This window comes from Streptomyces sp. NPDC048636 (genome assembly GCF_040650655.1).
In the GTDB taxonomy this organism is placed as follows: domain Bacteria; phylum Actinomycetota; class Actinomycetes; order Streptomycetales; family Streptomycetaceae; genus Streptomyces.
This window is the reverse complement of sequence record NZ_JBEZHR010000022.1, coordinates 84,123-98,384: the sequence shown is the minus strand read 5'-3', so window position 1 is coordinate 98,384 and position 14,262 is coordinate 84,123. Positions and strand designations below refer to the sequence as shown.

The following is a 14,262-nucleotide window of genomic DNA, read 5'->3' as shown; positions in this document are numbered from 1 at the left end:
GGCGCTTCCCTTCGGTGTTTCCAACCTTACCAGATCCGTTTTCCAGTCCGTTTCCGAACCGAATTCCGATTCCGGCCCCCTGTTGGAGCGGGGTTTCGCGCCTTCCGGCGTGATCACTACTTTAGCGGATTCCCCCCGATGCTCATAATCGAGCTTTCGAACCGAATTTCGGCATGCCGAAATCCATCCCGATCAGGGGCCGTGCAGTAGTGGTTTGCCGCCGGTGCGGCGCAAGTGCTGTCCCGTTTCCCCTGGGGGCTCCGTGACAACCCGCAGAACACTACACGACGCTCCCGTGGCCACCAAACCGTGGCCGAACCCCCCGCGACGGCGTACTGTCGACGTCATGACGAAGCATGCGCACACCCAGCAGTGGTGGGCCGCCTGACGGCGGCCGCCCAGCGCATGCACTTCCACGGCCGCCGCTCCGGCGGCCGTTCGCGTATCTCCTCCCCGCGCACTCCGGCCGCAGGTCCGGCGGTCCCGAGACGGCGGGAGAGAACCCGAGATGGCACAACCGAACACCGCACGGCCACGGATCTTCAGTGGGATCAAGCCGACCGGCCATCTGACCCTCGGCAACTACCTGGGCGCCGTACGCCGGTGGGTCCAGGACGATCAGCACCGGGCCGACGCCCTGTTCTGCGCCGTCGATCTGCACGCGCTGACGGTGGAGCACGACCCGGCCCGGGTGCGGCGGCTCACCCGGCAGGCGGCCACCCTGCTGCTGGCCTCCGGTCTCGATCCCGAGCGCTGCACCGTGTACGTCCAGAGCCATGTGGACGAACACACCCGGCTGGCTTATCTGATGGAGTGCACCGCGGCCGACGGTGAGATGCGGCGGATGATCCAGTACAAGGAGAAGGTCGCGCGGGAGCGGGCGCGCGGCGGCAGCGTACGGCTGTCCCTTCTCACCTATCCGGCGCTGATGGCGGCCGACATCCTGGCGTACGGCACCGACGAGGTGCCGGTCGGCGACGACCAGGTGCAGCACGTGGAGCTGGCCCGGGATCTGGCGCAGCGGTTCAACCAGCGGTACGGGGCGGTCTTCACCGTGCCGCGGGCGACGCGCCCCGCGGTGGCCGCGCGGGTGATGGACCTCCAGGACCCGCTGTCGAAGATGGGGAAGTCGCACGCGGAGACGGCGGGGATCATCTATCTGCTCGATGAGACGGATGTGGTCCGCAAGAAGATCATGCGTGCGGTGACGGACAGCGGAACGGATGTGGTGTACGACCCGGTGGAGCGGCCCGGGGTGGCCAATCTGCTGTCTGTGCTCGCCTCGTGCACCGATGACAAGCCCGAGGTGCTGGCCGAGCAGTTCTCCTCTTACGGGGCGCTGAAGGGTGCGGTGGCCGAGGCGGTGGTGGAGCTGTTGCGGCCGGTCCGCGCCCGGCACGCCGAGCTGTGTGCCGACCCCTCTTATGTGGACGGGGTGCTGCGGGCCGGGGCGGAGCGGGCGCGGGGGCTGGCGCGGCCCCGGGTCGACGCGGCGTACGCGGCGGTGGGGCTGCTGCCGCCGGGGTGAGTCAACCGTTGCCGGAGGCGAGCTCGCGGCTGCGGTCGCGGGCCGCCTCCAGGGCGGCGATGAGGGCGGCGCGGACGCCGTGGCTCTCCAGTTCGCGGATGGCGTTGATGGTGGTGCCCGCCGGGGAGGTCACCGCCTCGCGCAGTTTGACCGGGTGCTCACCGCTGTCGCGGAGCATCACCGCGGCGCCGATGGCGGCCTGGACGATGAGGTCATGGGCCTTGTCGCGGGGCAGGCCGAGCAGGATGCCCGCATCGGTCATGGCCTCGACGAGGAAGTAGAAGTAGGCGGGGCCGGAGCCGGACAGGGCGGTGGCGGCGTCCTGCTGGTTCTCGGGGACGCGGAGGGTCTTGCCGACCCCGCCGAAGATCGCCTCGGCGTGGGCGAGGTGCTCCTCGGTGGCGTGGCTGCCGGCCGAGATCACCGACATGGCCTCGTCCACCAGGGCGGGGGTGTTGGTCATGACCCGGACGACCGGGGTGCCCGCGGCCAGCCGCTCCTCGAAGAAGGAGGTGGGGATGCCCGCGGCGCCGGAGATGACCAGCCGGTCGGCGGGGACGTGCGGGGCGAGCTCATGGAGGAGCGTCCCCATGTCCTGCGGTTTGACGGTGAGGATCAGGGTGTCGGCGTACTTGGCGGCCTCGGCGTTGGAGACGGCCTCGACGCCGTGGCGCGATCGCAGTTCCTCGGCGCGCTCCGGACGGCGGGCGGTGACCAGCAGATCGGTCGGTGACCAGCCGCCCCGGATCATTCCGCCGAGAAGGGCTTCGCCGATCTTTCCCGTGCCGAGCACGGCGACCTTCTCCGTCATGGTGCGGCTCTCCTCATGCCTTGTATGGAGCGATGCGATGGGCCACGTCCGGGCGTGCCGCGCCCAACAGGGCCTACTCCGCCATCCTCCCATGGGCCGCTGCGCTTACCGGCCCATTATTCATCGTTCGAGGAATTAACTTTTTTCCCCGCCGTCCGGCGCATCGGCGGAAGTGGATCGCGCCAGCGCTCGCCGGGGTGAACGGAGTCCGATCCTCCTGTTCGATAATCCCGTGTTCACAATTCAGTTACATATCGACTTGCAAACGGTCACGCCCATCAGGAGACAATGGGTGTCGGTGTCGATACGCGCATGGAGGGGGCGATGGTGAGGACGCTCCGGAGCGCCGCACGCGGAATGCTTGCCGTGGCCTCCGTCTTAGTTGCCCTCTTCATCGCGGCAGACTGCGCGTCAGCGCAGGTCACACACCCCGAGACGGTCACAACGACCGTATCCGCCGATACCCGGCCGGCCTTCGGGACCCTCTCCTCGCACCATGACACCGGGGCAGAGGACTGCCACGGGCTCCGTGGCGGACGGGCCCCGTTCACCGCCCCCACACCGAGCGGCAAATACGGATGTGTGTGCGGGTGCGACGCGGTGCCGTCGGCACCGCGTACCGCCGTCACCACATCCCTCCCGGAACGACAGACCGTTCCTCTTGTGAGATCGGGCGAACTGCCCGTCCTCTTGCAGATCTTCCGCTGCTGAGAGCCACACCGTCGTAGCCCGGTGCTGCCGACGCGACGACACACAGCTCTCACGCTTCTCTTCAGCAAGCGACCCAACCGCCAGCGACCGATTCCATCGATCCCACTGACGTGGCGCTATGCCGTGCCCCCGCCTGCCCGCGCGCAGGTCGACGGGGCGCTCTGGAGGCAACCCTCATGCGAAAGATCCTTGATCGTTTCCGTGGAGCCGGATCCACTCCGCCAGGCTCCGGATTCGGCACCGGAACACTCCGTGCCGACTTCACCGCTTCCCTCGTCGTCTTCCTCGTGGCCGTGCCCCTGTGCGTGGGCGTGGCCGTGGCCTCCGGTGTACCGGCCGAGCTCGGCCTGATCACCGGCATCGTCGGCGGGCTGGTCACCGGCTTCCTGCCGGGCAGCAGCCTTCAGGTCAGCGGCCCGGCCGCCGGGCTGACGGTCCTCGTCTACGAGGCGGTCGAGAAGTACGGCCTCGCCGCCCTGGGCGTCCTCGTCCTGGCGGCCGGGCTGCTCCAGCTGGCGATGGGCGCGCTGCGCCTGGGCCGCTGGTTCCGCGCGATCTCGGTCGCGGTGGTGCAGGGCATGCTCGCGGGCATCGGCCTGGTGCTGATCGCCGGACAGCTGTACGCGCTCGCCGACGCCAAGGCGCCGAGCAGCGGTCTGGGCAAGATCGGCGGGATCCCCGAGCTGATCGGCGAGGTGGCCGGGTCCGGCACCGCGCTGAAGGCGGTGGCCGTGGGCGCCGGGACGATCGCGACACTCATCCTGTGGCCGCGCTTCCGCCAGGGGGCCAGGTTCCTCCCCGCCCCGCTGGCGGCGGTCGCCCTCGCGACCACCGCGACCGCGGTCCTCGACCTCCCGGTGGCCAGGGTCGAGGTCAAGGGGCTGCTGGAGGCGGTGCAGCCGCCCGGCGGAGGGGAGTTCGCGGCGCTGGCCGAGGTCGGCGTCATCGGCACCATCCTCGCGTTCACGCTGATCGCCTCGGCCGAGAGCCTGTTCAGCGCCGCCGCCGTCGACCGGCTGCACGACGGTCCGCGGACCGACTACGACAAGGAGCTGATGGCGCAGGGCGCGGGCAACGCGCTGTGCGGTGCCCTGGGCGCGCTGCCGATGACCGCGGTGATCGTGCGCAGCGCGGCCAATGTGCAGGCGGGCGCGGAGACGAAGGTCTCGCGGGTGCTGCACGGGGTGTGGCTGCTGGTCTTCGCGGTGCTCTTCCCGTCGGCGCTCGGCGTCATCCCGGTGGCCGCGCTGGCGGGTGTGCTGGTGCACGCGGGCTGGAAGCTGATCCCGGTCAAGGACCTGGTCCCGCTGTGGCGGGAGCACCGCGGTGAGGCCGTGGTGCTCGTGGTGACCGCGGGCTCGATCGTGATCACGAACATGTTCGAGGGCGTCATCATCGGTCTGCTGATGGCCGTGGCCAAGACGGCCTGGGAGACCTCGCATGTCCATGTGGAGGTCAACGGGCTGGACGGCGCGGACGACGAGCCGCTGCGCGTCCGGGTGCTCGGCAACGCGACCTTCCTGCGACTGCCCAAGCTGGTCGACGAGTTGGAGGCGCTGCCCCGTGAGCGGGTCGTGGAGCTGGACCTGAGCGGGCTGCGCCATGTGGACCACGCCTGCGGGATGGCCCTGGCCACCTGGACCGAGCGGCATAACGCGGTCGTCAGCCATGCGGTGGGATCCACCGCCGCGCGCGGCTCCAAGACCCCCGGGGCCCCCGACTCTCCCGAGGCCCCCGAGGAGCACAAGGTCCTGGCGTAACACCGCCGCACCTCGCTGACGGGCCCCCGGCGCCATGCGCGTCGGGGGCCCGGTGCGTGAGGGGCCACGCGGCGGCCGGGCGGGGACGACCCTGCCGCCCGCCCGAGGCGCCCTCTAGGCTTTGTCCCCAGGGGGACGCTGGGGCCGATGGGGTTCAAGTGACCGAACAGCGCGTACGGTCACCCGGGGACGGAGGGGAGGGGTGGCGGTGCCACGGAGCGCGGGAGACCCGGAGAAGGTGGGCGACTACACGCTGGAGGACCGGCTCGGCTCCGGTGGTATGGGCGTGGTCCACCTGGCGCGGTCGGCCTCGGGGCGACGGGTCGCGGTCAAGGTGGTGCACGCGCAGTTCGCCGAGAACGACGAGTTCCGCACCCGCTTCCGGCAGGAGGTGGCGGCCGCGCGGCGGGTCAGCGGCGCGTTCACCGCCCCCGTCGTGGACGCCGACCCGGATGCCCGACGCCCCTGGATGGCCACCCTCTACGTACCCGGGCCCACCCTCTCCGAGCGGTTGACCGACGGCGGTCCGCTGGATGCCCGGGAATTGCGGCAGTTGGCGCTGGGAATGGTCGAGGCGCTGGGCGACATCCACCGGGTGGGCGTGGTGCACCGTGACCTCAAGCCCGCCAACGTGCTGATGGCCGAGGACGGTCCGCGCGTGATCGACTTCGGGATATCCCGGGCCGGGGACAACCAGGCGCTGACGGTGACCGGCCGGGTGATGGGCACTCCGCCGTTCATGTCGCCCGAGCAGCTGAGCCGCCCGCGCGAGGTGACCGCCGCCTCGGACGTCTTCTCGCTGGGCGCGCTGCTGGTCTACGCGGCGACCGGGAGCAGCCCGTTCGACGCCGAGAGCCCGTATATGACGGCGTACCAGGTGGTGCATGAACCGCCCGCGCTGGAGGAGGTGGCGCAGCCGCTGCGCGGCGTCGTCGAGCGCTGTCTCGCCAAGGATCCGGCCGCCCGCCCCGAACTGCCCGAACTGGAGCGGCTGCTGGGCGAGCTGCCGTCGAGCGGCGCGGTCCGGGTGGTGGGCGGTGCCAAGCGGCGCAAGCGCGGCCGGAAGGGGGCGCGGCACACCTGGTCGACGACGCTCAGCGGGATCCGTCGGCGCAGACCCGTCCTCGCCGCGGTGACGGCCGCCGCGGCGCTCGCCCTCGGCGGTGGCACGGTCGCGCTGGTGACCGCCCCCAGCGGCGGGGTGCGCTCCGGCGGCGCGGCCGATCCGGAGGGACAGCCGTCCCGTCCGACGCGGGTGATCGCGCTTCCGGCGGACTGGCAGCCGTGGCAGCTGTCGCTGGTCGCGGCCTCGCTGGGGGACCGGGCCAGCCGCCCTTCGGTCGCGGGCGACGATGTGTCCGGGCGCTGCGAACGCGTCGGCAACGCGCTCTTCTGCGGCGGCTACGGCTTCCCGGCGGTACGGGTGAACGGGGCCACCGGGCATGTGGAATGGCGTGCCCGGGGCCTGTCGTCGGACAGCGAGGACGCGACGCTCGGCAGCCAGCCCAGCGGGGTGCGGGACGGCCGCGTCATCGTCCACGACACCCCGGGCGACAACGACACCCGGGTGGTCGCCCTCGACGCGGGGACGGGCCGGAAGAAGTGGTCACGGCAGACGAGCGACACCACCGACACGGCGCTGTTCGGCCATGGAGTGCTGGTCAGCGATCCGGGCGACCGTTCGCTGACCGCCTGGCGGGTGACCGACGGGGAGAAGCTGTGGAGCACGCCCGTGCCCCAGGGGCAGGTGTGCGCGGCCGCCGCGTACGACGACCGCCCGTACGCGCTGTGCGCGGAGAACTTCCAGGGCGGGGGTGGTGACGTCCGGTACCGGGTGCTGCGCCTGGACCCGCGCGACGGCACCACCGAGCAGCTGATCCGGCTGAAGAACGTCGACAATCCGCTGGGCGTGGTCGGTCATGAACTGCTGGTGCCGCGGCTGGCCGAGGAGTACGGGCCGAGCAAGTACTCGTCCGCGATCCTGGTCGATCTGCGTACCGGCGCCACCCGTACGGTGCGGTTCCCGGACAACGCTCGGGGCACTGCCACCCTGCTCGACGACCGGGTCTACTTCGTCCAGGAGAGCGGCAGGGTCACCGCGGTCGACGCGAAGAACGGCAAGCAGCTGTGGAGCGAGCCGACCACGGTGGAGCGGCTGGGGCCGCCGCTGAGGTCGGAGCGCGAGAACACCGTCTATCTCGCCAGCTCCAGCGGCCGGTTGCTGGCCCTGGACCAGCGGACCGGTGAGGAGCGCTGGCAGGGCAGGGCTCGCAGTCTGTCCAGCGGCACCGGTGGCGGCGCCGGGTCGGCGCAGGTGCTGCGGGTGGACGGCGCGGTGGTGGCGCTGGCCAGCGACGGCACGCTGTTCGCGGTGGACCCGCTGCGGCCGGACGCGAAACCCGTGGAGGGCCCCACGAAGAGCCCCGTGCCGGACGGGACCCCGGAGCCGCCGGAGAGCGTGGCCCGGTCCACCTTCACCGGCGAGTAGGCCGCGCCCGGCCAGGACGGCCGGTCAGCCGCAGGGCACGGTGACCATGCCGTCGCTTCCGGTCCGCACATACGCGTCGGAGACATACTGACCGGGCGCGATGCTGTCCCAGATGTCCGTGGTGCCGTACGGGCCGGAGACCTTCTCGCCGTGCCGCTGACAGCGGATGGGCACCCGGGTGTTGTACGGCAACACCTTGATCAGTCTGTGGTGGGTGCCGGGTCCACTGCGGACGTTGACCTGGTGACCGGGTGCGGTCGGATAGGTCACCGCCCCCGCGGCGGTCTCGACGTCGGTCTCGACGGCACTCTCGTCCATGGTGGTGTTCTCGTCGGCCATGTGGCCCTCCCCCGTCGAACTGCTTTCCCGAGTTGTGTGGATGTCGTGCGACCTGCCACGACATGCGGAGGCTAGCAAGGCTCGTACATGTCATCGACTAGGCTCGCCGAGTCGCAACTGGGGCCCGATGACGCGGGGGTGGGGCATGCCGCCGGTGCGCAGACCCGGGTCGGACCCGGAAACGGAGGATCCGGAGTTCGCCGGGCAGTACCGGCTCGAGGCACGTCTCGGCTCGGGCGGTATGGGTGTGGTGCATCTGGCGCGTTCGACGTCGGGGCGGCGGCTCGCGGTCAAGGTCGTCCATGCCGACTATGCCCAGGACCCCGAGTTCCGGGCGCGGTTCCGGCAGGAGGTGGCGGCCGCGCGGCGGGTCAGCGGTGCCTTCACCGCACCGGTGATCGATGCCGATCCGGACGATCCGCGGCCCTGGATGGCCACCCAGTACATCCCCGCGCCCACCCTTGCCGAAGAGGTCAAGCGGAACGGTCCGCTGGCGGCGGGTGAGGTGGTGCGGCTGGCCGCGGGGCTGGCCGAGGCGCTACGGGACATCCACCGGGCCGGGGTGGTGCACCGCGACCTCAAGCCGAGCAACGTCCTGCTCGCGGCGGACGGCCCGAAGGTCATCGACTTCGGGATCTCCCGGCCCGCCGACAGTGAACTGCGCACCGAGACGGGTCAGTTGATCGGCACTCCGCCGTTCATGGCGCCGGAGCAGTTCCAGCGGCCGCGTACGGTGGGCCCGGCCGCGGATCTGTTCGCGCTGGGGTCGGTGCTGGTGCACGCCGCCACCGGACGCGGCCCGTTCGAGTCCGAGAGCCCCTATCTGGTGGCGTACCAGGTGGTGCACGACGAGGCCGATCTCGCCGGGGTGCCGGACGAGTTGCTGCCGCTGGTCGAGCGCTGTCTGGCCAAGAACCCCCGTGAACGTCCCACTCCGGACGCCCTGATGACGGTGTTGCGCGCGAGGGGCGGCGCGCCGCCGTCGCTTCCGCGCACCGCGGTGCCGCTGGTACCGGCGCAGCGGGCACCGGATCCGGTGTCGCTGCCCGGCCGGGGCGCGGTGGCCGTGGCCGTACCGGAGCAGCCCTCCGGTGAAGGCGACCAGGACGACGGCACGGGCCGCGAGGCGAGGAGCACCGACGCCGGGGACACCGGGGCCGAGGGCACCGACACCCACGTCAAGGAGGGCGCGCCCGGCCCCCGCCCGGCCCGCCGCCGCCGAGTGCGCCGCTGGATGACGGCCGGGCTCACGGCCGCCGTGCTGATCGGCGCGGGCACGGTCGTGGCGATGCGCCATGTCGCCGAGCCGCGCCCGGGGACGGACACCCGCGCGGGGCACGGACCGCGCAACAGCGCGGCCACCGCCACACCGTGGCGGCCGTGGCGGGCCACCCTGGGCGGCAAGGGGGCGGCGGGCACCGGCACCGCACGTCCCGCCTCCTGCTCCTACGGCGGCGGGGCGCTGTACTGCGCGGGGCAGGGCGTCGGCGCCGCGCGGCTGGACCCGGCCGACGGCCGGGTGATGTGGTCGCGCCCCGCCACGGCCCGTGGTGCGGACGACGGCCTCCCCACCGCCCCGGTGCTCTCCGGTGGTCTGCTGCGGGTGGTCTCGCCGGACGGGGCGCGGCTGGAGGCGCTGGACCCGGCGACCCACCGGGTCCGCTGGAGCCGTGATGTGTCCCGGTACCACGGCCGGGTCTACCCCGCGGGCGACATGGTGCTGCTGGTCGACGCGGACGGCACGGTCCGCGCGGTCGACGGGGCCACCGACCGGGAGCGCTGGCGCCACCGGCTCTCCGGCCACACCCGGCCGAGCTTCTTCGCGTACGGCGACGGCCGTACCGCGTACGCCGTCACCACCTCACCCGACGGTGCGCACACCCTGGTGACCGCGGTGGACGCGGTGCGCGGGACGACGTTCTGGCGGCACACCTTCTCCGGGCACCTCACCCCGGCCGGAACGGGGCCGCGCGGGGTCCTGCTGCTGACCGAGACCGACATCCAGACCCGTACCACCGCCGTGGTGCGCTTCGAGCCGGGGCGGCGCGGGGTACGGCGCGTCGGGCTCACCGCGCCGGTGTCGGCGTCCAGCGCGGTCGCCCGGGAAGGGTCGGTGTACCTGCTGTGCGCGGATGGCGGACTGGTGGCCGTGGACACCGAGCGGGGCGGACGGGGCTGGCGGCTGGAGACCTCGGTGGCCAACGCCTCACCGCTGGTGGCCACGGACGGACGGCTGTACTTCTCGTCGGCGGACGGCAGGCTGCTCGCGGTGGACGCCGCGCGGGGCACGCTGATCGGGCAGACCGAGCCGCGCGCGAGTGGCGCCGGGCGGAGCTATCTGGAGCTGGTGCCCGCGCCGGTGGCGGCGGACGGCAAGGTGTTCGCGGCGGCCCCGGACGGCACCGTCTTCGGGGTGGACGAGCGGCACCCGGCGCGCTGGTGACCCCCGGGTGCGCCCGCGGGCCGCGCCATCCGCCCGATTAGAGTGACCGCTTAGAGTGACCGCTGCATCGTGGGTCGGCAGGGGAAGGGCGGATGGCACTGCGCGCGGGAGACCCGGAGTCCATCGGCGGGTACGCCCTGGAGGAGCGGCTCGGCCGGGGCGGTATGGGCACGGTGTATCTGGCGCGCTCGGAGTCCGGCCGCCGGGTCGCGCTCAAGGTCGTCCACCAGCAGTTCGCCGACGACGACGAGTTCCGGGTGCGGTTCCGGCTGGAGGTGGCGGCCGCGCGCCGGGTCAGCGGCGCCTTCACCGCACCGGTCGTGGACGCCGACCCCGACGCCGCGCTCCCCTGGATGGCCACCTCCTATGTGCCCGGCCGCACCCTGGCCGAACGGGTCGCCGCGGACGGGCCGTTGCGCGGCGCCGAGCTGCGGCGGCTGGCGATAGGGCTCGGCGAGGCGCTGCGGGACATCCACCGGGCGGGCGTGATCCACCGCGATCTCAAACCGGCCAACATCGTGGTGGCGGACGAGGGTCCGCGCGTCATCGACTTCGGCATCGCGCGGGCCGCGGACCACCAGACCCTGACCATGACCGGCCGGGTGATGGGCACGCCCCCGTTCATGTCCCCGGAGCAGCTGAACGATCCGCGCGAGGTCGGCCCGGAGTCGGATGTGTTCTCGCTCGCCACGGTGCTGGTGTTCGCCGCCACCGGGCAGAGCCCGTTCGACGCGGACAGCCCGTATATGACGGCGTACCACGTCGTCCATGAACCGCCTGATCTGGAGGCGGTGCGGGGTCCGCTGCGGGACGCGCTCGCGGACTGTCTGGCCAAGGAGCCCGCCGAACGGCCCGGTCTCGACACGCTGTTGGCGCGGCTGCGGGCGCTGCCCGCCGATGACAGCCGCGTCAGCACCGCGCCCCGGGGCGAGGAGACCGCCGAGCGCACGGAGGACGAGGACACCGGGCCCCTATCGGTCTCCGGCCGCCCACGGCGCCGGGCGGTGCGGGGCGCGGTGGTGGCGGGCGTGGCCGCGGCCGTTACCGGAACGCTCGTCCTGGCCGGTCTCGCGGTGTCGTCCTCGGGCTCCGGGCAGCGCCGGGCCGAGCCCCGGCCCTCGTCCACCACCACCGGATCGCTGCCGGACGGCTGGCGGCCGTGGCACCGTACGCTCCCCGCGGATGGGCCGTCGGCCGACCGGAGCGGGCTGGGCTCCGGCAACGGCATGCCCGACAGCCGGTGCGCGCACACCGGGACCGAGCTGTACTGCGGCGGTCCGGGAGCCCTCCTCACCCGGCTGACCGCCACCGGGCACGAGGTGTGGCGCCGCGCCGCCGACGACCGCGCCGACCAGGTCGTCGGGCTGGCCGGGAAGCAGGTGATCAGCGCCGTCGACCGCACGGACGGCACCAGCCGGCTGGAGGGCCACCGGCGCGCCGACGGGAAGCGCGTCTGGGGCACCGACGTGGGCAGGGCCTTTGTGAGCTCGGTGTTCGCCCGGGGCGGGGGCCACGCCGTGCTCACCCAGAACTGGGACGCCGAGACCTTCCAGGCGGTCGACGCCGCCACCGGTGACATCCGGTGGTCGCACCGGATCAGCCGTCAACTGAGCTGTAGCGGAGTGGTGATCGCGGAGCGCCCGTACGCCCAGTGCCGTCCGCCGGACGACGACACCGACGGGCGCCAGTCGGTGTGGGCCCTCGATCCGCGCACCGGAACGCCCACCCGGATCGCCACCCGGACCCCCGGGTCGGTCATCGGGGAACACGAGGGCCGTCTGCTCCTCGTCCAGCAGCGCTCGAAGAAGACCCTCGACTACACCGATCTGGTGTTCCTCGACCCGCACGGCAAGGAGGCGCCGCGCCGGGTGGGGCTGCCACCGGGGTTCCGCGGGGACCAGGTCACTCCGGAACTGCTGGACGGCGTCCTGTACTTCGTCCGGGACAACGGCGAGGTCACCGCCCTCACGCTGGACGGCAGACAGCGGTGGCGCAGCTCGACCCAGGTGGAGTTCCTGGGGCTGCCCGCGCTCTCCGAGCGTCGCGACACCCTGTATCTGGCCACCGCCGCGGGCCGGGTGGTGGCGCTGGACCGGGGCGACGGCCGGGTGCGGTGGCGGGGGAAACCCCGTACCGACCCGGGCGGCCCCCCGGCGGACACGCTGCTGATGGGGGACGCGCTGTACGTGGTGTACGGATACGAGCGGGTGGAGGTGGCGAGCGAGGACGTCCGCCGGAAGGGCTGACGCGATCGGTGCCGGGCGGCTCAGCCCAGTTGGCCGATGTCGCGCACCGCGCCCTTGTCGGCGCTGGTGGCCATCGCCGCGTAGGCACGCAGCGCGGTGGACACCTTGCGCTCGCGGTCCTTCGGGGCGTAGACACCGCCGAGCGCCTCCCGGCGGGCGGTCAGCTCCTCGTCGCTCACCAGGAGTTCGATGGTGCGGGCCGGGATGTCGATCCGGATCCGGTCACCGTCCTGGACCAGCGCGATGGTGCCGCCGGACGCCGCCTCGGGCGAGGCGTGGCCGATGGACAGCCCCGAAGTGCCGCCGGAGAAGCGGCCGTCGGTGATCAGCGCGCAGGCCTTGCCCAGCCCCCGGCCCTTGAGGAAGGAGGTGGGGTAGAGCATCTCCTGCATCCCGGGGCCGCCCTTGGGACCCTCGTAGCGGATGACCACCACATCGCCCTCGGCGACCCGCTTGTTGAGGATCTTGTCGACGGCCTCTTCCTGCGATTCGCAGACCACGGCCGGGCCCTCGAAGGTCCAGATCGACTCGTCGACGCCCGCGGTCTTCACCACACAGCCGTCGACGGCCAGATTGCCCTTGAGGACCGCGAGCCCGCCGTCCTTGGAGTAGGCGTGCTCCACGTCGCGGATACAGCCGCCCGCGGCGTCGGTGTCCAGCGTGTCCCAGCGCTCGGACTGCGAGAAGGCGGTGGCCGAGCGCCTGCCGCCGGGGGCCGCGTGCCACAGCTCGACGGCCTCGGCCGACGGGGAACCGCCGCGCACGTCCCAGGTCTTGAGCCAGTCGGCGAGCGAGGAGCTGTGCACGGAGTGGACGTCCTCGTTCAGCAGCCCGCCGCGGAACAGCTCGCCGAGGATCGCCGGGATGCCGCCCGCGCGGTGCACGTCCTCCATGTAGTACGTACCGCCGGGGGCGACGTTCGGGGCGACCTTGGCCAGGCAGGGCACCCGGCGGGAGACCTCGTCGATGTCCCGCAGGCCGTAGTCGAGCCCGGCCTCCTGGGCGGCGGCCAGCAGGTGCAGGATCGTGTTGGTCGAGCCGCCCATGGCGATGTCGAGCGCCATCGCGTTGTCGAAGGAGGCGCGGGAGCCGATGGAGCGCGGCAGCACGGTGTGGTCGTCCTGCTCGTAGTGGCGCTTGGTGATCTCCACGACGGTGCGGCCCGCGGTCTCGTACAGCGCCTTGCGGGCGGTGTGGGTGGCCAGCACCGAGCCATTGCCGGGGAGGGCCAGACCGAGCACCTCGGTCAGGCAGTTCATCGAGTTGGCGGTGAACATCCCGGAACAGGAGCCGCAGGTCGGGCAGGCGTTCTGCTCGATACGGAGGATGTCCTCGTCGGACACGTTCTCGTTGACCGCGTCGGAGATCGCGTTGACCAGGTCCAGCTTGCGGACGGTGCCGTCGACGAGGGTGGTCCGGCCGGCCTCCATGGGGCCGCCGGAGACGAAGACGGTCGGGATGTTGAGCCGCATCGCGGCCATCAGCATCCCGGGCGTGATCTTGTCGCAGTTGGAGATGCAGATCAGCGCGTCCGCGCAGTGCGCCTCGACCATGTACTCGACGGAGTCGGCGATCAGGTCGCGGGAGGGCAGGGAGTAGAGCATCCCGCCGTGGCCCATGGCGATGCCGTCGTCCACCGCGATCGTGTTGAACTCGCGGGGGATACCGCCCGCCGCGTGGACCGCCTCGCTGACGATCCGGCCGACCGGCTGGAGGTGGGTGTGCCCGGGCACGAACTCCGTGAAGCTGTTGGCCACGGCCACGATGGGCTTGCCGAAGTCCTCGCGCGCTACGCCGGACGCCTGCATAAGGGCGCGGGCGCCCGCCATGTTGCGGCCGTGGGTGACGGTGCGGGACCTCAGCTCGGGCACGGTACTCGGCTCCCTCGTCATACGGGTGGCGATCGTGGTGCGATCGCATGGATCGGAGTCTTCTG

At 72.3% G+C, this 14,262-nt stretch carries 8 protein-coding genes; 5 read left to right on the top strand and 3 right to left on the bottom strand.

What is annotated here, in order from left to right; genetic code table 11:
- Positions 1 to 508 precede the first annotated feature (508 nt).
- The gene (gene trpS, locus AB0C66_RS34760) at positions 509 to 1,528 is read left to right on the top strand and encodes a tryptophan--tRNA ligase (protein ID WP_362448131.1); all 1,020 of its coding nucleotides are present in this window, start codon (positions 509 to 511) and stop codon (positions 1,526 to 1,528) included.
- Position 1,529: 1 nt separating this feature from the next.
- Here the strand turns inward: trpS and proC are convergent, their stop codons facing one another.
- The gene (proC, locus tag AB0C66_RS34755) at positions 1,530 to 2,339 is read right to left on the bottom strand and encodes a pyrroline-5-carboxylate reductase (RefSeq protein ID WP_362448128.1); all 810 of its coding nucleotides are present in this window, start codon (positions 2,337 to 2,339) and stop codon (positions 1,530 to 1,532) included.
- Between the two features lie 887 nt (positions 2,340 to 3,226).
- On the opposite strand from proC, the gene AB0C66_RS34750 reads away from it, so the two are divergent.
- Positions 3,227 to 4,810 carry a SulP family inorganic anion transporter gene (locus tag AB0C66_RS34750; protein WP_362448125.1) on the top strand — a complete coding sequence of 528 codons (1,584 nt, stop codon included), beginning with the start codon at positions 3,227 to 3,229 and terminating at the stop codon, positions 4,808 to 4,810.
- A 202-nt stretch (positions 4,811 to 5,012) separates the two neighbouring features.
- Positions 5,013 to 7,298 carry a PQQ-binding-like beta-propeller repeat protein gene (locus AB0C66_RS34745; RefSeq protein ID WP_362448122.1) on the top strand — a complete coding sequence of 762 codons (2,286 nt, stop codon included), beginning with the start codon at positions 5,013 to 5,015 and terminating at the stop codon, positions 7,296 to 7,298.
- Positions 7,299 to 7,322: 24 nt separating this feature from the next.
- Here AB0C66_RS34745 and AB0C66_RS34740 read toward each other — a convergent pair whose 3' ends face one another.
- The gene (locus AB0C66_RS34740) at positions 7,323 to 7,637 is read right to left on the bottom strand and encodes an SH3 domain-containing protein (protein WP_362448119.1); all 315 of its coding nucleotides are present in this window, start codon (positions 7,635 to 7,637) and stop codon (positions 7,323 to 7,325) included.
- Between the two features lie 145 nt (positions 7,638 to 7,782).
- On the opposite strand from AB0C66_RS34740, the gene AB0C66_RS34735 reads away from it, so the two are divergent.
- Together AB0C66_RS34735 and AB0C66_RS34730 are read left to right on the top strand one after the other, a co-directional pair.
- Positions 7,783 to 10,080: a serine/threonine-protein kinase gene (locus AB0C66_RS34735; protein WP_362448158.1), complete on the top strand. Its 2,298-nt coding sequence runs from the start codon at positions 7,783 to 7,785 to the stop codon at positions 10,078 to 10,080.
- Positions 10,081 to 10,172: 92 nt separating this feature from the next.
- Entirely contained in the window at positions 10,173 to 12,326 is a 2,154-nt protein-coding gene (locus AB0C66_RS34730; protein WP_362448116.1) for a serine/threonine-protein kinase, read from the top strand.
- A 20-nt stretch (positions 12,327 to 12,346) separates the two neighbouring features.
- Here AB0C66_RS34730 and ilvD read toward each other — a convergent pair whose 3' ends face one another.
- Positions 12,347 to 14,197: a dihydroxy-acid dehydratase gene (ilvD, locus tag AB0C66_RS34725; RefSeq protein ID WP_362448113.1), complete on the bottom strand. Its 1,851-nt coding sequence runs from the start codon at positions 14,195 to 14,197 to the stop codon at positions 12,347 to 12,349.
- Positions 14,198 to 14,262 lie beyond the last annotated feature (65 nt).

Excerpts from the sequence above, each read along its gene's own strand:
- trpS (WP_362448131.1), top strand. The coding sequence starts at position 509 with ATGGCACAACCGAACACCGCACGGCCACGGATCTTCAGTGGGATCAAG.
- proC (WP_362448128.1), bottom strand. The coding sequence starts at position 2,339 with ATGACGGAGAAGGTCGCCGTGCTCGGCACGGGAAAGATCGGCGAAGCC.
- AB0C66_RS34750 (WP_362448125.1), top strand. The coding sequence starts at position 3,227 with ATGCGAAAGATCCTTGATCGTTTCCGTGGAGCCGGATCCACTCCGCCA.
- AB0C66_RS34740 (WP_362448119.1), bottom strand. The coding sequence starts at position 7,637 with ATGGCCGACGAGAACACCACCATGGACGAGAGTGCCGTCGAGACCGAC.
- AB0C66_RS34735 (WP_362448158.1), top strand. The coding sequence starts at position 7,783 with ATGCCGCCGGTGCGCAGACCCGGGTCGGACCCGGAAACGGAGGATCCG.
- AB0C66_RS34730 (WP_362448116.1), top strand. The coding sequence starts at position 10,173 with ATGGCACTGCGCGCGGGAGACCCGGAGTCCATCGGCGGGTACGCCCTG.